General features: G+C 67.1%; 20 protein-coding genes. 14 read left to right on the top strand and 6 right to left on the bottom strand.

All coding sequences use genetic code 11. The annotated features are described in order from the left end of the window. Window positions 1-59: 59 nt before the first annotated feature. The 4 genes from SR870_RS22490 (at window position 60) to SR870_RS22475 (ending at window position 1831) form a co-directional block, all read left to right on the top strand. Entirely contained in the window at window positions 60-566 is a 507-nt protein-coding gene (locus tag SR870_RS22490; RefSeq protein ID WP_416221109.1) for a hypothetical protein, read from the top strand. A gap of 5 nt (window positions 567-571) precedes the next feature. Then, complete coding sequence (locus SR870_RS22485; RefSeq protein WP_322515709.1) at window positions 572-997, top strand: NUDIX hydrolase; 426 nt, start codon at window positions 572-574, stop codon at window positions 995-997. 63 nt (window positions 998-1060) lie between these two features. Then, entirely contained in the window at window positions 1061-1438 is a 378-nt protein-coding gene (locus SR870_RS22480) for a TIGR02301 family protein (RefSeq protein ID WP_322515708.1), read from the top strand. A gap of 129 nt (window positions 1439-1567) precedes the next feature. Beyond that, entirely contained in the window at window positions 1568-1831 is a 264-nt protein-coding gene (locus SR870_RS22475; protein WP_322515707.1) for a hypothetical protein, read from the top strand. Between the two features lie 120 nt (window positions 1832-1951). On the opposite strand, the gene SR870_RS22470 is transcribed toward SR870_RS22475, so the two are convergent. Both SR870_RS22470 and SR870_RS22465 read right to left on the bottom strand, forming a co-directional pair. Next, a complete protein-coding gene (locus SR870_RS22470) occupies window positions 1952-2137 on the bottom strand; it encodes a hypothetical protein (protein ID WP_322518397.1) in 186 nt (61 codons plus the stop codon). A 477-nt stretch (window positions 2138-2614) separates the two neighbouring features. After that, window positions 2615-3949: a dihydroorotase gene (locus SR870_RS22465; protein WP_322515706.1), complete on the bottom strand. Its 1335-nt coding sequence runs from the start codon at window positions 3947-3949 to the stop codon at window positions 2615-2617. A gap of 151 nt (window positions 3950-4100) precedes the next feature. On the opposite strand from SR870_RS22465, the gene SR870_RS22460 reads away from it, so the two are divergent. Next, window positions 4101-4982 carry a folate-binding protein gene (locus SR870_RS22460; protein WP_322515705.1) on the top strand — a complete coding sequence of 294 codons (882 nt, stop codon included), beginning with the start codon at window positions 4101-4103 and terminating at the stop codon, window positions 4980-4982. Further along, window positions 4979-5635 (top strand): DNA-3-methyladenine glycosylase I, encoded by a 657-nt coding sequence (locus tag SR870_RS22455; protein ID WP_322515704.1) that lies wholly within the window; start codon window positions 4979-4981, stop codon window positions 5633-5635. Before SR870_RS22460 ends, SR870_RS22455 begins: the two co-directional genes overlap by 4 nt. Here SR870_RS22455 and SR870_RS22450 read toward each other — a convergent pair. Continuing rightward, entirely contained in the window at window positions 5626-5790 is a 165-nt protein-coding gene (locus SR870_RS22450; RefSeq protein WP_322515703.1) for a hypothetical protein, read from the bottom strand. The genes SR870_RS22455 and SR870_RS22450 overlap by 10 nt on opposite strands. A gap of 174 nt (window positions 5791-5964) precedes the next feature. Here SR870_RS22450 and SR870_RS22445 point away from each other — a divergent pair, with 174 nt between their 5' ends. The 5 genes from SR870_RS22445 (at window position 5965) to SR870_RS22425 (ending at window position 13390) form a co-directional block, all read left to right on the top strand. Next, complete coding sequence (locus SR870_RS22445) at window positions 5965-6603, top strand: HD family hydrolase (protein WP_322515702.1); 639 nt, start codon at window positions 5965-5967, stop codon at window positions 6601-6603. Between the two features lie 96 nt (window positions 6604-6699). Continuing rightward, window positions 6700-7206 (top strand): tyrosine phosphatase family protein, encoded by a 507-nt coding sequence (locus tag SR870_RS22440; protein WP_322515701.1) that lies wholly within the window; start codon window positions 6700-6702, stop codon window positions 7204-7206. Between the two features lie 14 nt (window positions 7207-7220). Beyond that, on the top strand, window positions 7221-8204 hold the full coding sequence (locus SR870_RS22435) for an NUDIX hydrolase (RefSeq protein ID WP_416221108.1): 984 nt from the start codon (window positions 7221-7223) through the stop codon (window positions 8202-8204). Between the two features lie 54 nt (window positions 8205-8258). After that, window positions 8259-10961, top strand: coding sequence for a DUF2339 domain-containing protein (locus SR870_RS22430; RefSeq protein WP_322515699.1), 2703 nt, complete (start codon window positions 8259-8261; stop codon window positions 10959-10961). 95 nt (window positions 10962-11056) lie between these two features. Continuing rightward, window positions 11057-13390 (top strand): TonB-dependent siderophore receptor, encoded by a 2334-nt coding sequence (locus SR870_RS22425; RefSeq protein ID WP_322515698.1) that lies wholly within the window; start codon window positions 11057-11059, stop codon window positions 13388-13390. A 254-nt stretch (window positions 13391-13644) separates the two neighbouring features. On the opposite strand, the gene SR870_RS22420 is transcribed toward SR870_RS22425, so the two are convergent. Then, window positions 13645-14238: a hypothetical protein gene (locus SR870_RS22420; protein WP_322515697.1), complete on the bottom strand. Its 594-nt coding sequence runs from the start codon at window positions 14236-14238 to the stop codon at window positions 13645-13647. Between the two features lie 98 nt (window positions 14239-14336). Beyond that, a complete protein-coding gene (locus SR870_RS22415; protein ID WP_322515696.1) occupies window positions 14337-15323 on the bottom strand; it encodes an MDR family oxidoreductase in 987 nt (328 codons plus the stop codon). A gap of 355 nt (window positions 15324-15678) precedes the next feature. On the opposite strand from SR870_RS22415, the gene nadA reads away from it, so the two are divergent. The 3 genes from nadA (at window position 15679) to nadC (ending at window position 19434) form a co-directional block, all read left to right on the top strand. After that, entirely contained in the window at window positions 15679-16791 is a 1113-nt protein-coding gene (nadA, locus tag SR870_RS22410) for a quinolinate synthase NadA (protein ID WP_322515695.1), read from the top strand. 111 nt (window positions 16792-16902) lie between these two features. Further along, a complete protein-coding gene (locus SR870_RS22405) occupies window positions 16903-18525 on the top strand; it encodes an L-aspartate oxidase (RefSeq protein ID WP_322515694.1) in 1623 nt (540 codons plus the stop codon). A gap of 33 nt (window positions 18526-18558) precedes the next feature. Then, the gene (gene nadC, locus SR870_RS22400; protein WP_322515693.1) at window positions 18559-19434 is read left to right on the top strand and encodes a carboxylating nicotinate-nucleotide diphosphorylase; all 876 of its coding nucleotides are present in this window, start codon (window positions 18559-18561) and stop codon (window positions 19432-19434) included. A gap of 247 nt (window positions 19435-19681) precedes the next feature. On the opposite strand, the gene SR870_RS22395 is transcribed toward nadC, so the two are convergent. After that, the gene (locus tag SR870_RS22395) at window positions 19682-21088 is read right to left on the bottom strand and encodes a cell wall hydrolase (RefSeq protein WP_322515692.1); all 1407 of its coding nucleotides are present in this window, start codon (window positions 21086-21088) and stop codon (window positions 19682-19684) included. Window positions 21089-21270: the final 182 nt, after the last annotated feature.

The raw sequence follows: 21270 nt of genomic DNA, 5'->3' as shown, positions 1-21270 counted from the left end.
AATGTTCCGAGGCCGCGTCTTCAGAGCCTATTAACTTGGTTAATCCAAGAATACCACCGATGTCGTCGATGCAACCAATTCCGTCAACGAACGCCAGCATTCCTGTCGGCGTGGACTCTGTCGCGCGTGCGGCCCAGCTCGGGGCTGCGAATATCAATCCGCGAACCGGCCTCGCCACCGACTATCTGAACCACTTCAACGAAGCGGTGATGCTGCTCGAAATGATTCCGGACATGCCTGAATGTTCGGAGGATTTTCTGAGCTGGCAGCCGTTGTCCTATGCCGAGCATTTCAAGGCGTCGAACTTCAAGGCCCGCGACCTCGCGATCGAGGCCTATGAAACCGCCGATCCCGGCATCCGCTCGGATTTCGACGACATCGTCACCAACATGACGCGGATTCTCACGGCCGTGGGCGATGCGATGCGGGCGGCCCAGCAGGATGCCACGCGCGCGCGCCTCGCCGAGGAGGCGGTCGGCTGGATCAAGCCGATGATCGGGCGTGCCGGCGGCGTCATCAACGGCCAGGGCAGCGAAGCCGACGTCGACTACATCATGGCGCATTGATCGCCGTGACGCCGCCCGCGCCCCCGCGCCATCCCCAGATCGCCGTTAGCGGCGCGATCTTTCGCGACCGACAGGTGCTGCTGGTGCGGCGCGCGCGTGCCCCGGCGCTGGGATTGTACTCGTTGCCCGGAGGCCGGGTCGAATACGGCGAGACGCTGCACGATGCGCTGGCGCGCGAGGTCGCCGAGGAAACCGCGCTGACGATCGCGATCGACGGCCTTGCCGGGTGGCGCGACGTGGTTCCCGGATCGGCCCATGCCGGGCACTACGTGATCCTGTCGTTCGCGGCGCGCTGGATCGCCGGAGCACCCGTGCTGAACGACGAACTCGACGACGCCGTCTGGGTCGCGCCGGAGACCGTCGGGACGTTCCGGACCACCGAGGGCCTGGCTGCGATCGTCGACAGCGCCCGTCGCCTGATCGGAACCTGACGGCTCGCCTGCAGCTTGCCGCAGTGGCCGAAACAGCCTATCAGGCCGCTTCGGGATCCCCTCATGCTGAAGCGCCTGCTCGCTGTTGTCCTCGTCGTTGCGACCTGCAGCCTTGCCCCCGCACGGGCGCAGGAAGGCGCCGCGCCGTTCGACGCCGATTTGCAGCGATTCGCCGAGATCCTCGGCACGCTGCATTATCTCCGGGGGATCTGCGGCAGCAACGAAGGCGCCAAATGGCGCAACGAGATGCAGGCGCTGATCGACGCCGAAACTCCCTCCGGCGAACGCCGCACCCGGCTGATCGCCGGGTTCAATCGCGGCTATAACGGGTTCCAGCAGACCTACCGGACCTGCACGCCGGCCGCGCAGGTGGCGATCCGGCGCTATCTCGACGAGGGCTCGCGAATTTCCCGCGATCTGACAGCCAGATACGCGAACTGAGCGGTCGCCCCCGTATTTATCCGGGGCCATTAACCTTTCCTAAAGAACTGCCTAGCCCATCGGCGTGCGCGTGATAACACTTGGACATCGCCGATCCGCCGTGGATCGCGCCCTACCTTGTTGAGTTTCATGAGCGTCACGACTTATCCGACCGATCGCGACATGCAGGCCGACCGCGACCAGAAGCAGACCGCCCTGAGCTATCTCAGCGAAGCGTGGGCCGAAGCTTTGCACGAGGGGGTGGACGGCGATTGCCTGGCGCAGGCCAGCCTGTTCACCGCTTTCGCGGAGCTGGTCGGCACCTACGGCGAGGATGCCGTGGCGAAGTTCGTCGAGGGGCTGCCCGGCCGGGTGCGCAACGGCGAGTTTTCGGTCGCACAGGCCAAGCAATAACCGCGACCCAGCAAGCGCGCCGCATGTCGTTGCCGGACTTGCCCCGGCAATCCATCTTCGCAAAGCGCGATGGCTGCCCGGATGAAGTCCGGGCATGACGGCGAGGTGGCGGCGCGGCCCTCAATTGCGGGCGAACGCCTGCAGACCCTTGAAGGTGAGCCGCTTCGGGTCCTTGACCCCGGCCAGGTAAAACCTGCGGATGAACTCGGTCACCGCCTGGCGATCACATCCGGTCAAGGCGACGATGGCTTCGACCGCGGTCTTTTGAGCTTCCATCTGGAATCCCCCTAAAAGCGTATCGGTCACTCGACGACCCGGCGATCGTTGCGACGTTGGAAGTCTGCGCCTCTTGTGTTGATTTCCTGTTAACCAACTGTTCGGAGCTCCGCTTCGGCGTGCGCGGCCGAATCGTCTGCTGCGATCATCACTGAGAATTCCCGCGGGAGGGATACGCAGAATCCCTGACTGCGGTTCCGTGCCGCATCCAGAAATCGTGCGTTCTCGCATCCGGGCGCGACGGACGCCGGCTCCGGCAGCGTCGATTCGTCGGATGTGTCAGTCCTGTCTGTGATGGAATCGGCACTGGCGTTCCGGGACACTCGCCACAGGCACAACCTCATGGTGAGGAGGCGCGAAGCGCCGTCTCGAACCATGCGCCGCCGGCCATTAATCTGTCGCCCCATCCTTCGAGACGCCCGGCTTCGCCGGGCTCCTCAGGATGAGGAGTCGGTGCATTCGGCAAGGGCCACATCGCTTCAATCAATGAAGCGCCCTATCGCCGCGTCAGGGCTTCAGCGTCTCCAGAAACCGCACCGGCTCGCCGGTCGCGGCCGTGGTCAATTCGCCCTGCCACATCACCCTGGCGCCGCGCACGAAGGTGCCGACCGGCCAGCCGGTGACGCGGACGCCGTGATACGGCGTCCAGCCGGCGCGCGAGGCGACCCAGTCGTCGGTGATGGTCTCGCTGCGCTTGAGATCGACCACCGTGAAGTCGGCGTCGTAACCCGCCGCGATGCGGCCCTTGCAGGCGATGTTGAACAGCCGCGCCGGGCCGGCGCTGGTGAGATCGACGAAGCGGGCGAGCGACAGCCGGCCGGCGTTGACGTGGTCGAGCATCGTCGGCACCAGCGTCTGCACGCCGGTCATGCCGGACGGCGAGGCCGGATAGGTCTTGGCCTTCTCGTCCAGCGTATGCGGCGCGTGGTCCGAGCCGAGCACATCGACGACGCCCTGCGAAAGCCCGTGCCACAGCCCGTCGCGATGCCAGGCGTCGCGCACCGGGGGATTCATCTGGGCTTTGGTGCCGAGCCGCTCATAGCACTCCGGCCCGACCAGCGTCAGATGATGCGGCGTCACCTCGACCGACGCGACGTCCTTGTGCTCGCGCAGAAACTCCATCTCCTGCCGGGTCGAAACGTGCAGCACATGGATGCGCTTGCCGGTCTCGCGCGCGATCGCCACCAGCCGCTGCGTCGCGGTGAGCGCCGCGATGTCGTCGCGCCACACCGGATGCGAGCGCGGATCGCCCTCGATGCGTTCGCCCTTGCGCTCCTCGAGCCGATACTCGTCCTCGGCGTGGAACGCGGCGCGGCGCCGGATCACCGACAGGATGCGGCGCAGGCTCGGATCGTCCTCGACCAGCAGGCTGCCGGTCGACGAGCCGATGAAGACTTTCACCCCGGCGCAGCCGCGGGCGCGCTCGAGCTGCGGCAATTCGTCGACATTGTCGCGGGTGCCGCCGATGAAGAACGCGAAGTCGCAATGCATGCGATGCTCGGCGCGCTGCACCTTGTCCAGGAATGTCTCTGCCGTCACCGTGAGCGGGTTGGTGTTCGGCATTTCGAACACCGCGGTGACGCCGCCCATCACGGCGCTGCGCGAGCCCGTTTCGAGGTCTTCCTTGTGGGTGAGACCCGGTTCGCGGAAATGCACCTGGGTGTCGATCACGCCGGGCAGCACATGCAGGCCGCCGCATTCGATCGTCTCGCCGGCGGACGCCTGGCCGAGCGAACCCAGCGCGGCGATCCGGCCATTGCTGATGCCGATGTCGCCGACGCCCTCGCCGTCCTGGTTGACGATCGTGGCGCCCTTCAGAATGGTGTCGAATGTGGCGGTCATGGATCCTCGATAGCATTGCGGCGGCGCGCATCTTGCAGGGGTTCGTGTTGCAAGGGTTGTTGCGCGCAGCCCGGCCGCTTACCTTGGGATGTCATAGCCGGCCGGGACGCGTCCGCAAAGAACGATCCTGACGGCGCCACGAGAGAATGCAATGAAGGCAGCCCTCCTCCCCGACCGCGGCGTGATCAAGATCAGCGGAGCCGATGCGCGGCATCTGTTGAACGGCCTGGTCACCACGGATCTGACTCTGCTCGAACCGGGGCTCGGCCGGTTCGGCGCGCTGCTGACGCCGCAGGGCAAGATCGTGGCGGATTTCTTCATCACCGAACTCGCCGCGGAGGACGACGGCGGTTTTCTGCTCGATTGCCCGAAAGCGCTGGCCGAACCGCTGGCCACCAAGCTGAAATTCTACAAGCTGCGCGCCAAGGTGCTGATCGAGAACCTGTCCGACCGGCTCGGCGTGCTCGCGGTGTGGAACGGCGCGCCGGCCGCGACGTCGGAACCGGCCTTCGCCGATCCGCGCAACGACCAGCTCGGCTGGCGAATCATCGTGCCCGAACTGCTGGCGCAGAAGACCGCCGAGGCGATCGGCGCCGAACTGGTGGATGCGGCGGCCTATGAGGCGCATCGCATCGCGCGCGGTGCGCCGGCCGGCGGCGTCGACTTCGCCTATGGCGACGCCTTCCCGCACGAAGCCAACATGGACCGCCTGCACGGCGTCGATTTCAGTAAGGGGTGCTACATCGGCCAGGAGGTGGTGTCGCGAATGCACCATCGCGGCACCGCGCGCACCCGGATCGTGCGCGTGCTGCTCGACGGCGCGGCGCCGCAGCCCGGCAGCGACATCACCGCAGGCGACAAGAGCGTCGGCACAATGGGCTCGTCGGCCGAGGGCTGCGGGCTGGCGCTGCTGCGGGTCGACCGCGTCGCCGACGCCCGCGAAGCGGCGCTGCCGCTCAGCGCCGGCGGCATCGCGTTGCAGCTCGCTGACCCGGACGAGTTGAAGCCCGCCGCGCGAAAGACCGTGGCATGACCCGCTCCGTTCGGCTCCATGACGACGGATTGAAGCGCTGCCCGTGGCCGGGCGACGATCCGCTCTACGTCGCCTATCACGACACCGAATGGGGCGTGCCCGAATACGACGACCGCGCGCTGTTTGAGAAGCTGATTCTCGACGGCTTTCAGGCCGGGCTGTCGTGGATCACGATCCTGCGCAAGCGTGACAATTTCCGCCGCGCCTTCGACGATTTCGATCCTGCCAAGATCGCGCGCTACGATGCCGAGAAGGTTCAGGCGCTGATGAACGACGTCGGCATCGTCCGCAACCGCGCCAAGATCGACGGCGCGATCGGCAGCGCCAGGGCCTGGCTGAAGATCCAGGAGGAAGGCCCCGGATTCTCGAAGTTCCTGTGGGACTTCGTCGGCGGCGCACCGCAGGTCAACACGTTCAAGACCACCGCGGGCGTGCCGGCCTCGACGCCGCTGTCGGTGAAGATCTCGAAGGAGCTGTCGGCGCGCGGCTTCAAATTCGTCGGCCCGACCATCGTCTACGCCTTCATGCAGGCCGTCGGCATGGTCAACGATCATCTGGTCGACTGTCATTGCCACGCGCGCTGCGGCGCAGCGAAACGGCCGACGCGACGTTCTGCGTCGCCGGCCCGGAAGACCGCGCTGCGTCAGCGTTGATCGGCGACCCGCTTGATCACCAATTCCGACAGGCTGACGACCAGTTCTTTCAACGATTCGTTCTCCTGCTGCAGTTCCTGCAGCAGAGTTTCGGAGGTGGCCCGACCGTATCCGTCTTCGGCCGGAGATGGTTCCGCTTCGCGGCGACCGCTCATTCCCATGGCATTCCCCCTCGCGCACCAAACGCCCACCAGACCAAGTGCTACCAGTATAGTTACGAGATCGTGCAGAACTGAGCCCAGACGGTGGCTTAGTTCGGGCAAGGCGGCCTATATGGCGCGAACTGCTTCGCCTGCGATCGCCCGCCTGAACTTTGCCTCGGCTTTGCCATGACCTCCGCCGCCAAAACCCCCGCGTCCAGCTCCGCCGCCAAGACACCGCAAGCCGCCCGCGTCTGGCAGCGGATGCTGTCCGGCCGCCGGCTTGATTTGCTCGATCCGTCGCCGCTCGACGTCGAAATCGCCGATATTGCCCACGGTCTGGCGCGGGTGGCCCGCTGGAACGGCCAGACCAGCGGTGCGCACATCTTTTCGGTGGCGCAGCATACGCTGCTGGTCGAGGCAGTGATGCGCGAGAAGAGCCCCCGGGTCGACGCCCGGTTGCGGCTCGCGGCGCTACTGCACGACGCCCCGGAATACGTGATCGGCGACATGATCTCGCCGTTCAAGGCGGTGATCGGCGAATCCTACAAGGCGGTCGAGCGCCGGCTGCTCGCCGCGATTCACATCCGATTCGGGCTGCCGGCGGTGCTCGACGATGCGATCGAACGCCAGATCAAGGCTGCCGACCGCGGCGCCGCCTATCTCGAGGCCACCCACCTCGCCGGCTTCACCAAGGCCGAAGCCAAGCGGCTGTTCGGCAGCGACCCCGGCCTGCCGCCGGCGATGGTCGACGACTATCTGACGCCCTGGTCGGCCGGAAAGGCGGAGAAGCGGCTGCTCGCCCGCTTCGCGGCGCTGTACGGCTAGCGCTGCCGTCCCAACGCCTTGTTCCCGAGAACCGGCGTCATCGCGCTTTCACCTGCTGCGGCGCAGGATTAAGATCGCGCAACTTCGGAAGGCCTCATGATTCACGTCTGCTCGCTCGCAGCATTGCATCCGACCGTGGCGGCGACCGGCGCCAGCCATGTTCTGTCCGTGATGGCCAATGTCGGCCAGGTGCAGCGGCCGCCGTCGGTGCTGGAAGCCAATCATCTGCGGATCTCGATGGACGACATCACCGAGGATATCGACGGCTTCGTCGCGCCCAACCAGGAGCACGTCACCCAAGTGCTGGATTTCGTCCGCGCCTGGGACCGCGCCGCGCCGCTGGTGGTGCATTGCTATGCCGGCATCAGCCGCTCCACCGCCAGCGCCTTCGCCGCCGCCTGCGCGCTCAACCCGCATCGCGACGAAATGGTGATCGCGCAGCAGATCCGCGACGCTTCGCCGAGCGCCTTCCCGAACCGGCTGATCGTGACGCTGGCCGATCGCGCGCTCGGGCGCGAGGGGCGGATGCTGCGCGCGCTGGACAGGATCGGCCCCGGCAATATGGGCATCGAGGGCCGGCCGTTCCGCATCGATCTCGAATGACGATCGAAGGCCGCATGAGCGACAAGACCGGCGACAAGCTCCCGATTCCGATCGAGATCGGACTGACCGCCGCCATCGTGGCGATCGAGAACAACGAGCCGCTGATCCTGACGGCGTCCGGCGGCAACGATCTGATCGGCCTGCCCTACGGGCCGTTCGACGCGATCTCCCATCGCACGCTCGACATCGGCCTGCGCGCCTGGGTGGAGGAGCAGACCGGGTTGCGGCTCGGCTATGTCGAGCAGCTCTACACCTTCGGCGACCGCGGCCGCCATGCGCGGCTCGGCGACACCGAGGTCCACGTCGCCTCGATCGGCTATCTGGCGCTGACCCGCGCGGTCGACAACGCCGCCCGCGCGGCGGGCGCGACCTTCGAGCCATGGTATCGCTTCTTCCCGTGGGAGGACTGGCGCGAGCAGCGGCCGGAGATCATCGAGCGCGACATCATCCCCGAACTCACCGCCTGGGCCGGCAAGGCCGAACAGCCTGACACCGCGCGCGCGCTCGCCCGCAAGGATCGGGTGCGGCTGTATTTCGGCGTCGACGGCGCGCATTGGGACGAAGAGCGCGTGCTCGATCGCTACGAACTGCTCTACGAAGCCGGGCTGATCGAAGAGGCGCGGCGCGACGGACGGCCCGCGGCCTTGGCACGCGCCAAGGTGCCACCGCTCGGCGTAGCGATGCGGTTCGATCATCGCCGCATCCTCGCCACCGCGATCGCGCGGCTGCGCGCCAAGCTGAAATACCGCCCGGTGGTGTTTGAACTTCTGCCGCCGGAGTTCACACTCACCGAGTTGCAGCATACCGTGGAAGCGATTTCGGGGCGGCATCTGCACAAGCAGAATTTCCGCAGGCTGGTCGAAGCCGGCGCGCTGGTCGAACCGACCGGCGAGATGTCGACACGAACCGGCGGACGGCCGGCGGCGTTGTTTCGCTTCCGCCGCGAGGTGCTGCAGGAGCGCCCGGCGCCCGGCCTGCGCGTGCGTGGGCGGCGCTGAACTTGGATCAGGAAGCGAAGCGCCCCGCATCCGGGCCGGTCGCCTGGAGATGTGATGTTCGAACTACTGACGCTCGTGATCGCCATCGTCGCGCTGGTGCTGGCGCGCAAGGCAAACAACCGCTCCCAGGAATTGCAGGCGCGGCTCGCAGCGCTGGAGGCGGGGCAGCCGCTGACGGCCCGCACGGAGGCCGCGGCCGCCGCGCCGAGTGGCAGCGCCGTGGCAGAGGCGCCGCTGGCGCCCGAGCTTCAGCCCGCCGCCGAGGCGGTTTCGGCCGAGGCGGCGACGGAGCCGGCATCCGCCGGGAGCGCCGCGTCGGCTGACGCAGCGATCGATGCGGCCGCGCCGGTTGACCCGGCCTCTGCACAGCCCGTCAAACCCGGCTTCGAAGAGCGCATCGGCACCCGCTGGGTGGTGTGGGTCGGCGGCCTGACGCTGGCGCTCGGCGGCTTCTTCATGGTGCGCTACTCCATCGAACAAGGCCTGCTCGGCCCCGGCGTGCGGGTGCTGCTCGGCGGCCTGTTCGCGCTGGCGCTGCTCGGCGCCGGCGAATGGACGCGGCGCAAGGAAGACATCTCCAACATCCGCGCGCTGCCGATCGCCAACATCCCCGCGATCCTCACCGCGGCCGGCACCGCGGTGGCCTTCGCCACCGTCTACGCATCTTACGCGCTGTACGACTTCCTCGCGCCCGCCAGCGCCTTCATCCTGCTCGGCCTGGTCGCGCTCGGCACGATGGCTGCCGCCTTGCTGCACGGCCCGGCGCTGGCCGGGCTCGGCGTCGTCGCCGGCTTCGTCACGCCGCTGCTGGTGTCGTCGGAGACGCCGGACTACTGGGCGCTGTACATCTATCTCGCGGTGGTGACCGCCGCGTCGTTCGGCCTCGCGCGGATCCGGCTGTGGCGCTGGCTCGCGATCACGACCATCGTGCTGGCATTCCTGTGGACGCTGCCGGGTCTCGGCGAAGGCTCATCGACGCTGGCGCCGCTGGCCTTCCACGCCATCGCCGGCTTCGCGCTCGCCGCACTGCTGGTGGTTTGCAACTTGCTGTTCGGACCTTCGTTTGAGGACGGCCGGATCGAAACGATTTCATCCGCCTCGCTCGCCGCACCGCTGCTCACAGCCGCGCTGATCGTCGTCAGCAACCGCCATGCCGACGGCGCGATGATCGTGTTCGCGCTGCTGGTCGCAGCGACGCTGCTGGTCGCGTGGCGCGCGGCGGCTGCGGCCGCGGCGGTCGGCGCAGCGGCGGCGCTGGTCGCGCTGGTGTTTCTCTCGTGGGTGATCCGCAGCGCGCCCGAGTTACTTGCGCTACCCGGCGGACCGCTGCCCGGCATCGGCACCGATCCGATTGCCGGCTCGGTGACGACGCACCTGATCACCGCAGCGATCTTTGCGATCGGCTTCGGCGTCGCCGGCGTGCTGGCGCAGGGCCGGTCGGTGAGCGCGAAAGTGCCGGTGATCTTTGCGGCTGCGGGCGTTTTCACGCCGCTGGCGCTGCTGATCGCGCTGTACGCGCGGATCGCGCAGCTCGATCGCTCGATCCCCTTCGCGGTTCTCGCGGTGCTGCTCGCCGCGGCCTATGGCGCCGCCACCGAATGGCTGAGCAAGCGCGAGACGCGACCCGGGCTTGCGATCTCGACTGCGCTGTTCGCCACCGGCACGCTCGGCGCATTGGCGCTGGCGCTGACCTTTGCGCTGGAGAAAGGCTGGCTGACGATCGCGCTGGCGCTGATGGCGGCCGGCACGGCCTGGATCTCGCTGCAACGGCCGATCCCGTTCCTGCGCTGGCTCGCCGCGATCCTCGCCGGCATCGTCGTGCTGCGGATCGGCTGGGAGCCGCGCATCGTCGGCGACGCGGTCGGCACCACGCCGATCTTCAACTGGCTGCTGTGGGGCTACGGCGTGCCGGCGGCTGCATTCTGGACCGCGAGTGTCTGGATGCGCCGGCGCGGCGACGACGTGCCGCTGCGGATGATGGAATCGGCGGCGATCCTGTTCACCGTGCTGCTGGCGTTCCTGCAGATCCGCCACGCCGTCAACGGCGGCGACGTCTATCGCGACAGCGCCGGACTGGTCGAGGTCGCTCTGCAGGTCTGCGTGTCCTTGGCGATGGCGATCGGCCTCGAGCGGCTGCGCCGACGCAGCGGCAGCATCGTCCACAATGTCGCGGCGGTTCTGCTCGCGGTGTACGCCGCGCTCGCCAGCGTCGGCGGGCTGCTGCTGTTCGAAAACCCGATGCTGTGGTGGTCCGGCGAGATCGGCGGCCTGTTGCTGAACCAGTTGCTGCTTGCCTATGCGGCTCCGGCGCTGCTGGCGCTGCTGCTGTCCTACGCGGTGGCGGGGCTGCGCCGGCCGGCCTATGCCAACAGCTTCGCGGCTCTCGCGCTGGTGATGGGCCTCGCTTACGTGACGCTGGAGATCCGCCGGCTGTATCACGGCCCCGCGTTGTGGCGCGGTGTCACCACCGACGCCGAACAGTACAGCTACTCGCTGGCGTGGCTCGGCTGCGGCGTGCTGTTGCTCGGCGCCGGCATCCTGTTCAACTCGCAGCGCGCGCGGCTCGCTTCCGCGGTGGTGATCGGCCTCACCATCGTCAAAGCCTTCCTGATCGACATGTCGACGCTGACCGGCGTGTATCGGGCGCTGTCGTTCATGGGGCTCGGGCTGGTCCTGGTCGCGATCGGCTGGCTGTATCAGCGCATCCTGTTTCGGCCGCGCGCGACCCAGCGCGTCGATACAACCGGCGAGCCGTAGGATTAGAGCGAGTCTACGGAGTTGCACGCCCGCATATAGAGGTTCTAACCCGCTTCTGTTGCCCTCGAACCTTGGGCCACCTAGTCAAAAGTCGAATGGGTGGATCGGGGAATTCCGTGGGCAGCTTCAGAACTAACAAGAACCGGCTGTACGCCGGCGTCGCAACGGCGGCAATTTCTCTGTGCCTCACCGGCATCGGGATTTGTCAAAGTCGAGCACAGAGCGCAGCGCCGCATGTGCTGCCTCCGGTCGCCGTCGACGAGCCGCGGCAGCGGGCGCGGGTGGCGCCCCCGGTCCGGTCCCGCAATGTGCAGCGACGCTCGTCCCGGGTCGCCCCGCGGCAATCGACTGAACCGCCTGCCGCACCGATTGCGGCGCCCAACCCGGCAGCGGCAATTCACACCATCGGAACGCTGCCGGTCCCCTATGCCGGTGGCCAGGTGGCGCAGGGCGCCCGCATCGGCATGCTGGGCAATCGCAGCTTCATGGATACGCCGTTCGCCGTGACGGCCTACACGTCGCAGCGAATCCGGGATCAGGGCGCGCAGACCGTCGCCGACGTTCTCGAAGCCGACCCTTCCGTGAGAAGCACGCATTCGGCGGGCGGGCTGCTGGATTCGTTCTACATCCGCGGATTTCCGATCGGCGAAGGCAATCTCGGCGAAATCGCCTTCGACGGAATTTTCGGAATAGCTCCGACCTATCGGGTGTTCACCGACTATGCCGAACGCGTCGAAGTCCTGAAGGGGCCGACCGCGTTCCTCTACGGCATATCGCCCAACAGCGCCGTCGGCGGCACGATCAACATCGTCCCGAAACGCGCCGGTGACACCGACCTGACGCGCCTGACGACCGACTACGCATCCAACGCCCAGGGCGGCGGCGCCGTGGACGTCTCGCGGCGCTTCGGTGACCAGAAGGAATTCGGCATCCGCTTCAACGGCAGCGCGCGCGGCGGTGAGCTCCCGATCGATAATCTGGAGCGCAGCGCCTTCGTCGGTTCGCTGGCCCTCGACTATCGCGGCGAGAGGTTGCGCGCCACGCTCGACATCATCGGTCAGCGGGAAAATCTGACGGCGCCGCAGCGGCCGTTCTATCCGTCGTCCGGCAATTTCGCGATTCCGAGCGCGCCGAACGGCTCGCGGAATGTCCAGGCGCCCTGGGAGTGGTCGAAGAGCGAGGACAAGTCGGTTCTCGGCAAGGTCGAATACGACCTGACCGACAACGTCACATGGTTCGGTGCGGTCGGCGGCGGCAACTCGCGGGTTCATCGGCTGTTCGGCCTTCCGACGATGCTCAACTCCGCCGGAGACGTCAGCATCCGCCCGGAGAACGCGATTTTCGACGTCGACCGGCTGAGTGCGGAAACCGGAATCCGCTCCCGCTTCGAGACCGGCGCGATCGCGCATACGATGACGCTGCAGTCCAGCTATCTCAACCAGACGCTCGATCGCGGGATCGTCTCGGGCACGACGCAGTTCAGCAACATGTACAACCCGGCCTATCGGCCGGAGCAGTTCGTCGCCGACCCGACCCGGATTGCGAAGGCGTCCGAGAGCACGCTGTCGGGCGTCGCGCTGTCGGATACGCTGTCGGTGCTGGACGAACGCCTGCAACTGACCGTCGGCGGCCGATTCCAGCAGATCAGTTCGAGCAACTACAATATCAACACCGGCGCCCTCACCTCGTCGTCCGACGAGACCGCCGTCACCCCTCTGGTCGGTCTTGTGGTTCGCCCCTGGAGCATGGTGTCGTTCTATGCGAACTACGCGGAAGGCCTGAGCATCGGTGAAACAGCACCGACCAACGCGATCAACGCCGGCGAGACCCTGGCGCCCTACAAGACGACGCAGTACGAGGCCGGCACGAAACTCGACCTCGGCCGCTTCGGTGTGACCTTCAGCGCGTTCCAGATCGAGAAGCCGTTCGGTCAGCTCGAAACCATCGGCGGCAATCTGGTGTTCGGCGAGGGCGGCGAGCAGCGCAACCGCGGCCTCGAGTTGAACGTGTTCGGAGAAGTCACGCCGGGCTTACGGCTGCTCGGCGGCGCGTCGCTGATCGACGGCGAATTGACCAGGACGACGAGCGCCGCGACGCTGGGCAACAGGCCGGTCGGCGTGCCGACGGTGCAGGCGAATCTCGGCGGCGAATGGGACACGCCGTTCGTGTCGGGCCTGACGCTGACCGCCAACGTCATCTACACCGGCGAGCAATATGTGAACACGGCGAACACGCAGATGATCCCGTCATGGACCCGGATGGATCTCGGCGCGCGCTACAAGACGGTGATCGACAGGCGGCCGGTCACATTCCGTGCGTCGGTGCAGAACGTGTTCGACAAGGACTACTGGTCCGGCGTCGCCAGCTACAGCACGATCGCACAGGGCCTGCCCCTGACGGTCAGATTGTCGATGACCACGGATTTCTGAATCCGTCTTCGATTGATTGAAGCGATACGGCCCTCGCCAAATGCACTGACCCTCATCCTGAGGAGCCCGGCGAAGCCGGGCGTCTCGAAGGATGGGGCGACGCATGATGGCCGGCGGCGCATGGTTCGAGACGGCGCTTTGCGCCTCCTCACCATGAGGTTGTGCCCGTCGTGAGCCACCCGGACGCCAGTGCTGATTCCATCGGAACAGAACTGCTCCGGCGTCGCCGTCCCGTCGCGGACAGCGGAAGCCGCTCAGTCGGTCGAGCGGCGCAGTTCGGACGCGGCTTCGACCCTGGAGGCATCGACCTTCGGCGGGTCGAGCCGCGCCGCCTCGACGCGCGGGGTCGGCACCCTGCCGGTGACCTCGGTGTGGCGCGACGCATCGGCCTGGCGGGTGCCGGGCGCATGCAGAGAACGCGGCTGCGAGCTCGAGATCGCCCGCGCCATCATCATCCGGCCGGCCCCCTGATGGCGGAAGTCGCAATAGGCGAAGCCCATGCCGGACACCGATCCGCGGAAGCTGCGCTCGCCGGTCTTGTCGAGATTGAAGCAGGGGTTGAACGGGATGCCCTTGATCGACGCGCAGATCGACTGGCCGCGCACCTGCAAGGTGTTTCCGGGAAGCCTCATGAAGCGGTTGGGACCGGATCCGGAAAACTGCACCGCGCCGGCGGCACCGCCGTCTTCGAACACCCGGCCTGCGCCGCGGGTGCCATCGAAGCAGGTGAAGGCGAACACCTTGTTGGCGACGAATTTGCGCGCCTCGTCTGCGGTCATCGACCCTGCCATCGCCGGCAGAACGGTGGCGCCGGCCATCAAGGCTCCGTATACGAAACGCGCAAACATGCCTGAACTCCTACTGGCGCGGGTCGAACTCGTTAACCCACTCCTTACCATACAAACTGCGGCAACATTGGCGCAGCTTGGTTGGTAAAGTCTGAACGCTACGCGATTTTCACCACGATTCGACCGCGGACTTGGCCCGCCAGAACCTTGGCGCCTGCGCCGATCACCTCGTCCAGTCCGATTTCCTGGGTGATTTCCGCCAGTTTAGCGCGGTCCAGATCGCCCGCGAGCCGCGACCATGCCTGTTGGCGGTCCGACAGCGGGCACATCACCGAGTCGATGCCGTAAAGACACACCCCGCGCAAAATGAAAGGCGCCACCGAGCCCGGCAGATCCATGCCGGCGGCGAGGCCGCAGGCGGCGATCGCGCCGCGATACTTGGTCATCGACAGCAGGTTCGCCAGCGTGGTCGATCCGACGCTGTCGATGCCGCCGGCCCAGCGCTCCTTCGCCAGCGGCTTGGCGGGCCCGGACAGCTCGTTGCGGTCGATGATCTCGGCGGCCCCGAGGTCGCGCAGATAGGCCTCTTCGGAGGTGCGGCCGGTCGAGGCGATGACGTGATAGCCGAGCTTCGACAACAGCGCGATCGCCACCGAGCCGACGCCGCCGGCGGCGCCGGTGACGACCACCGGTCCGTCCTTCGGCGTCAGGCCGTGCTTCTCCAGCGCCAGCACGCTGAGCATCGCGGTGTAGCCGGCGGTGCCGATCGCCATCGCGTCGCGCGCGGAGAGTCCGTCCGGCAGCCGCACCAGCCAGTCGCCCTTGACGCGCGCCTTCTCCGCATAGGCGCCGAGATGGGTCTCGCCCATGCCCCAGCCGTTGCAGACGACCTTGTCGCCGGCCTTCCAGTCCGGGTGCGTGGAGTCGAGAACGGTGCCGGCGAGATCGATGCCGGCGATCATCGGAAATCGCCGCACCACCGGCGCCTTGCCGGTCAGCGCCAGACCGTCTTTGTAGTTCAGCGTCGACCATTCGACCGCGACGGTGACGTCGCCTTCCATCAGTTCGTTATCGTCGAACTGCGCCAGCGCCGCGGTGGTGCCCTTCTCGGCCTTCTCGATTCTGATCGCCTTGAACGTCGCCATTCCGCTCCCCTTGTTTTGTGCTTCTGAATGCCGACGTGAGTTAGAGAAAATGCGGCCCGGCTGTAAAGATCGCGTTGCGCTGCAGCGATGCAAATCCGGCGAGTTGCCGTGACGATTTGATCCTTTGGGCCACTGGCGGAACCGTAGTCTGCATGTTATATTAGATTTGCTCTGTTTGAGGATAAGTCGCATCCTCATGGGTTTCCGAGACGGGGCGCGGGGGCGCGGGGACGCGGAAGACTCGGAAAGCGCTTCAACACTGCATGGAAGTTGCCGGCCCGTCGTGGCCGGATTTCTCAGACCCAGAATATGCTCAAAATGAGTATATTCTGGGTGCGTTACCAGGGAGGCCTCGATGCCGCTTGCTGATCTCTATGGCCCGGAAAATTTCGGCCTGCCGCCGCATGCGCGTCAGTCGTCGCTCGCCCGCGCGCCGCTGAGCGCGGTGGAAAAGGCGCGCGCCCTGCCGATGCCGCAGCTCGAATGGACGCCCGAGGTCGAGGCTGCGACCGCGCATCTTTATGCGCGCGTGCAGAACGTGATCCCGCCGGTCGAGTGGCCGTTCATGGCGCCCTACGTCAAGGCGATCAACGAGCTGAAGCGCGAGCGCGACGCCGTGATCCTGGCGCACAACTACCAGACGCCCGAGATCTTCCACTGCGTCGCCGACATCGTCGGCGACTCGCTGCAGCTTGCGGTCGAGGCGACGAAAGTCAAAGCCTCGACGATCGTGCAATGCGGCGTGCATTTCATGGCGGAGACCTCGAAGATCCTCAATCCGGAGAAGCGCGTGCTGATCCCGGATTCGCGCGCCGGCTGCTCGCTGGCGTCGAGCATCACCGGAGAAGACGTTCGCCTGTTGCGCGAGAAGTTTCCCGGCGTTCCGGTGGTCGCCTATGTCAACACTTCGGCCGACGTGAAGGCCGAGGTCGACATCTGCTGCACCTCGTCCAACGCCGTGAAGGTGGTGGAGAGCCTCGGCGTCGATCGCGTGATCATGGTGCCGGATCAGTATCTGGCGAAGTACGTCGCGTCGCAGACCAAGGTGAAGATCATCGCCTGGAAGGGCGCCTGCGAAGTGCACGAGCGCTTCACCGGCGACGAGCTGCGCAGCTATCGCGAGGCCGATCCGAGCGTGATGATCATCGCGCATCCGGAATGCCCGCCGGACGTACTGGCCGAGGCCGACTTCACCGGCTCGACCGCGCACATGATCGACTGGGTCAAGACCAGGCATCCCAAGCGGGTGGTGATGATCACCGAATGCTCGATGGCCGACAACGTCCAGGCCGAGCTGCGCGACGTCGAGATGGTGCGGCCGTGCAATCTGTGCCCGCACATGAAGCGGATCACGCTGGCGAAGATCCTCGACAGCCTGGTGTATCTGCGCGAGGAAGTGACGGTCGACCCCGCCATCGTGGCGCCCGCGCGGCGCTCGGTGGAGCGGATGATCAATCTGACGAACTGAGCCGCTAGCTGCGGCGTCCTGGACGGCGGCCTTTCATGGCGGTCGCCGTCTCCACCTCGCGGTCCACGCAACGACGTTCCGCGGACGCAGGCTGAGGATCGGACCACCCCGATGGGTTTCTCACCCGAAATTGAAGCGCTCGGCGCCCATGGTGACATCGTCATCGTCGGCGGCGGCCTCGCCGGCCTGTTCTGTGCACTGAAGCTGGCGCCGCGGCCGGTGACGGTGATCACCTCGGCGCCGCTCGGCGAAGGCGCCTCGACCGCCTGGGCGCAGGGCGGCATCGCCGCCGCGGTCGGCGAGGGCGACACCGCGGAATCGCATGCGGCCGACACCATCGCGGTCGGCGCCGGCCTGGTCGACGAGGCAGTCGCGCTCGGACTCGCGCAGGAAGCCTCGGCGCGCATCCACGATCTGCTCGCCTACGGCGTGCCGTTCGATCGCGACCTCGAAGGTCGGCTCGCGGTGGCGCGCGAGGCGGCGCATTCGGCGCGGCGGATCGTCCATGTCCGCGGCGACATGGCCGGCAAGGCGATCATCACCGCACTGATCGAAGCCGTGCGCGCGACGCCGTCGGTCCGCGTACTCGAAGGCTGGTGCGCCGAAGCGCTGCTGACCGACGGCGACGCCGTCACCGGGCTGCGACTGCGCCGCGCCGGCAGCGTCCTCACCCCGCCGGTGGCGATCGCGGCGCGGGCCGTGGTGCTGGCGACCGGCGGCATCGGGCATCTCTACGCGGTGACGACCAACCCGCCGGAAGCCTCCGGTCAGGGCCTGGCGATCGCCGCACGCGCCGGCGCGGTGATCGCCGATCCGGAATTCATGCAGTTTCATCCGACCGCCATCATGGTCGGCCGCGATCCCGCGCCGCTCGCCACCGAGGCGCTGCGTGGCGAGGGCGCGGCGCTGATCAACGGCCGCGGCGATCGCTTCATGCCGGCGCTGAATCCGCTCGCCGAGCTGGCGCCGCGCGACATCGTCGCGCGCGGCGTGTTCGCCGAAGTCGCGGCGGGCCGCGGCGCGTTTCTCGATGCAACGCAGGCGATTGGAGCGAAGTTCGCGCACGAATTTCCGACCGTGTACGAGAGCTGCATCTCCGCCGGCATCGACCCGGCGACGCAGCCGATTCCGATCGCGCCGGCGGCGCACTACCACATGGGCGGCGTCGCGGTGGACACGCGCGGCCGCACTTCGCTGAAGGGGCTGTGGGCCGCCGGCGAAGTGTCCTGCACCGGCGCGCACGGCGCCAACCGGCTGGCCTCTAACTCGCTGCTCGAGGCCGTGGTGTATGCGGCGCGGATCGCCGAAGACATCGCCGGCGCCGAATTGCGCGCGGCGACCGGCCGGTTCGATCCGAGCGCGCCCGCGCGCGACGAGGTGCACGACCCGGCGCAGGAGCAGAGCCTGCGCGCGACGATGTCGGCCAAGGTCGGCGTGATCCGCGACCGCGACGGCCTGACCGAGGCGGTGCGGGCCTTCGCGGCGCTGGAAGCCGAGGCAGGCTCGATCGCGCTGACCAACATGGCGACAACGGCGCTGCTGGTCGCGACCGCGGCGCTGGCGCGGACCGAGAGCCGCGGCGCGCATTTTCGCTCCGACTTTCCGATGGAGAATCCGGCGCTGGCGGAGCGCAGCATCACCACGCTCGCCCAGGCCCGCGAGCGCACCGCCGCGCTGACGAATGGCGCGACCATCCTGCCGTTTCCGACAAGGGCGCAAACCGCGCTCGCCTGACCCCTCCCGCCCGACTGCCCAGGAGCAGCTCTCATGATGCCGACCACTTTGCTGCATCCCGATGCCTTCCTCTCGCCGCTGGCGATCGAAGACGCCATTCGCCGCGCGCTCGACGAAGATCTCGGTCGCGCCGGCGACGTCACCTCGATCGCGACGATTCCAGAGAAGACCAAGGCCCATGCGATCATGGTGGCGCGGCAGGCCGGCGTGATCGCCGGGCTGCCGCTGGCGGTCGAGGCGTTTCAGCGGCTGTCTCCCGACATCGCCATCACTGCCCATGTGCGTGACGGCGAAGCGGTCGCGGCCGGCATCAACCTGCTGACGATGTCGGGGCCGGCCCGGGCGATCCTGTCCGGCGAGCGAACGGCGCTGAATTTCGTCGGCCGGCTGTCGGGCATCGCCACGCTGACCGCGGACTACGTCCGCCACACATCCGGCACCAAGATGCGGATCTGCTGCACCCGCAAGACCACGCCGGGGCTGCGCGCGCTGGAGAAATACGCTGTGCGCTGCGGCGGCGGTTTCAACCATCGCTTCGGCCTGGATGACGCGATCCTGATCAAGGACAATCACATCGCGGTCGCCGGCGGCATTCGCCCGGTGCTCGAAGGCGCGCGCTCCAAGATCGGCCATCTGGTCAAGATCGAGATCGAAGTCGATACGCTGGAGCAGTTGCGCGAGGTGCTCGACACCGGCATGGCCGACGTCGTGCTGCTCGACAACATGGACATCGACACGCTGAAGCGCGCCGTGGCGATGGCGCAAGGCCGCGTGGTGCTGGAAGCCTCAGGCGGCGTCACCCGCGACTCGATCCGGGCGATCGCCGGGACCGGCGTCGACTACGCATCCGCCGGCGCGCTGACTCACTCCGCGCCGAATTTCGACGTGGCACTGGATATCGATGCGTAGTTCATTGCGCAACCTCTCCCGTTTGCGGGAGAGGTCGGATCGCGCAGCGATCCGGGTGAGGGCACTCCTCTCCGCGAAGAACTGACTCTGTGCTCGGGTCGCCCTCACCCCAGCCCTCTCCCGCAAGCGGGAGAGGGAGCGCGCTGTGACTCGGCGCGAGGACGTCGAGCTGCGGAGGTTTTCAACCGATCGAGCGTCCGGGTTCGCGCTGCGCGCGCCCCGGAATGACTCGAGAGGAATACGCGCCTCAGTTCTTCGCGCTGATCTCGGCCGAGCTCTTGGCGGCTTCGGAGAGTTGGGCGGAAATGGCGGCGGTTTGGGCGGCGTCGCCCCAGCTCGGGGCGTCGCTGCCGTCGCCCCATTTGCGCGGGCGATAGAAGGTGTGCACGCCGGTCTTGTACATCTTCTTCATCTCGTGCACCCAGGACGGCCGCACCCAATAGGCGTGGTAGTGCGTCGACTTCGCCACTTCCGGCAGCCACAGCTTGCCGTCGAGCATCGCCGCGGCGATCCGCCTGGCGCGATCCCACATCTCCGGCTCACGCACGACGTCGGCGACGCGATCGCAGGCGAAGGTGAACTGACAGGCGAGCCGCCGGTGCTTGTTCTGATACACCACGCCACAGACGTTGGTCGGATAGAAGCCCGAGAAGGCGCGGTTCAGCACCACCTGCGCCACCGCGATCTGGCCGCGCACTTTTTCACCCCGCGCTTCGAAATACACCGCCTCGGCGAGGCACTTCTCGTGCTTGGCGCGCAGCTTGGAATCGAACAGGCCGAGCCGCTGGGCGGGCGTCCGGGCGTGATGATCGATATTGACCTCACCCTTGCCGGCGACGCTTTCGCCGGCCGCTTCCGGAGCGACGGCCGTCGCCGACCGCAGCGGCGATTTCATGTCCGGATCGGCGCCGTGCGGCGTGACGATGATCGGCTCTTCGCCGGGCTGCCACTGCTCGAGCGATTCATCCAGTCCGCCGAGCGAGCCCGTGCCGAAGAACAGGCTCGATGTCTTGAAGGTGAACGGATCGCGCGGCGGCGCGCCGGCGGCATCGGCCGGCCCGGCTGCGTGCGGCGAATCGGATCCCGGCGCATGCGCCGCGTCGTACTGGGTCAGCGGCTCGGACTGCAGCGCTTCGGCGAGCTCCGGGTCGAGCGGCGAATGGTCGACCGGCGTGTGCGAGGCGATCTTGGCGCCGGCGATGTTCGGCGCATTCGAATCGTCGGTCGCGGACGGCGCCTGCTCGTCGGGCGTCGCGGGCTCCGGCTTGAAGATCGCGAGGCGATCACCCTTCAGCGTGCGATCCACCGCCGGGAAATCGGACGCCTGATAGCGCTGCGGCGGCTGCGCCAGCGGATTGCGGGTCATCGCGCCGGGCAGGCCGAGCTTGCCGTCGAGGCTGGCGAGCCGATAGGTCGAGCCCTGCGGCGTCCAGGTGCCGATCGGACGACCGAACGAGAAGGTCGCGACCTGGATCGAACCGACCGCGGAAGCGAACATCCGCTTCTGCCAACGCTCGGTCACTCCCGGCTGGCGGACCAGCAGCGAGGCGATATCCTGATAGCCGATTTCGGTCGGGAACACTGCGAATACACAGAGTCCCAGGCCGAAGGACGCAATCCGTGCGCCCTTCGACCGGTTACGCATGACTGACATCGATACGCTCACGCAACGCTTACTGGGATCGACCAACCGTTACGGACAAGTCGATCGTTTCTGTTGTTATCCGATTAAAGTTGCTCGTGCGTTAATCGCCGATGCCCGCGAGCCACACGCAAGAGTTCCCTCACCTCGCCGCGTAGCGATCGAAACCCTTGGTAAACGCGGACTTCTTGAAA

Origin of the sequence: Rhodopseudomonas palustris (assembly GCF_034479375.1) — a bacterium.
Classification (GTDB): Bacteria; Pseudomonadota; Alphaproteobacteria; order Rhizobiales; family Xanthobacteraceae; genus Rhodopseudomonas; species Rhodopseudomonas palustris_M.
Note: the sequence above shows the minus strand (reverse complement) of the source record. Positions and strands in the feature narration are given on the sequence as shown.

Excerpts from the sequence above, each read along its gene's own strand:
- SR870_RS22490 (WP_416221109.1), top strand. The coding sequence starts at position 60 with ATGTCGTCGATGCAACCAATTCCGTCAACGAACGCCAGCATTCCTGTC.
- SR870_RS22480 (WP_322515708.1), top strand. The coding sequence starts at position 1,061 with ATGCTGAAGCGCCTGCTCGCTGTTGTCCTCGTCGTTGCGACCTGCAGC.
- SR870_RS22475 (WP_322515707.1), top strand. The coding sequence starts at position 1,568 with ATGAGCGTCACGACTTATCCGACCGATCGCGACATGCAGGCCGACCGC.
- SR870_RS22465 (WP_322515706.1), bottom strand. The coding sequence starts at position 3,949 with ATGACCGCCACATTCGACACCATTCTGAAGGGCGCCACGATCGTCAAC.
- SR870_RS22460 (WP_322515705.1), top strand. The coding sequence starts at position 4,101 with ATGAAGGCAGCCCTCCTCCCCGACCGCGGCGTGATCAAGATCAGCGGA.
- SR870_RS22455 (WP_322515704.1), top strand. The coding sequence starts at position 4,979 with ATGACCCGCTCCGTTCGGCTCCATGACGACGGATTGAAGCGCTGCCCG.
- SR870_RS22450 (WP_322515703.1), bottom strand. The coding sequence starts at position 5,790 with ATGAGCGGTCGCCGCGAAGCGGAACCATCTCCGGCCGAAGACGGATAC.
- SR870_RS22445 (WP_322515702.1), top strand. The coding sequence starts at position 5,965 with ATGACCTCCGCCGCCAAAACCCCCGCGTCCAGCTCCGCCGCCAAGACA.
- SR870_RS22440 (WP_322515701.1), top strand. The coding sequence starts at position 6,700 with ATGATTCACGTCTGCTCGCTCGCAGCATTGCATCCGACCGTGGCGGCG.
- SR870_RS22435 (WP_416221108.1), top strand. The coding sequence starts at position 7,221 with ATGAGCGACAAGACCGGCGACAAGCTCCCGATTCCGATCGAGATCGGA.
- SR870_RS22430 (WP_322515699.1), top strand. The coding sequence starts at position 8,259 with ATGTTCGAACTACTGACGCTCGTGATCGCCATCGTCGCGCTGGTGCTG.
- SR870_RS22425 (WP_322515698.1), top strand. The coding sequence starts at position 11,057 with ATGGGTGGATCGGGGAATTCCGTGGGCAGCTTCAGAACTAACAAGAAC.
- SR870_RS22420 (WP_322515697.1), bottom strand. The coding sequence starts at position 14,238 with ATGTTTGCGCGTTTCGTATACGGAGCCTTGATGGCCGGCGCCACCGTT.
- SR870_RS22415 (WP_322515696.1), bottom strand. The coding sequence starts at position 15,323 with ATGGCGACGTTCAAGGCGATCAGAATCGAGAAGGCCGAGAAGGGCACC.
- nadA (WP_322515695.1), top strand. The coding sequence starts at position 15,679 with ATGCCGCTTGCTGATCTCTATGGCCCGGAAAATTTCGGCCTGCCGCCG.
- SR870_RS22405 (WP_322515694.1), top strand. The coding sequence starts at position 16,903 with ATGGGTTTCTCACCCGAAATTGAAGCGCTCGGCGCCCATGGTGACATC.
- nadC (WP_322515693.1), top strand. The coding sequence starts at position 18,559 with ATGATGCCGACCACTTTGCTGCATCCCGATGCCTTCCTCTCGCCGCTG.
- SR870_RS22395 (WP_322515692.1), bottom strand. The coding sequence starts at position 21,088 with ATGTCAGTCATGCGTAACCGGTCGAAGGGCGCACGGATTGCGTCCTTC.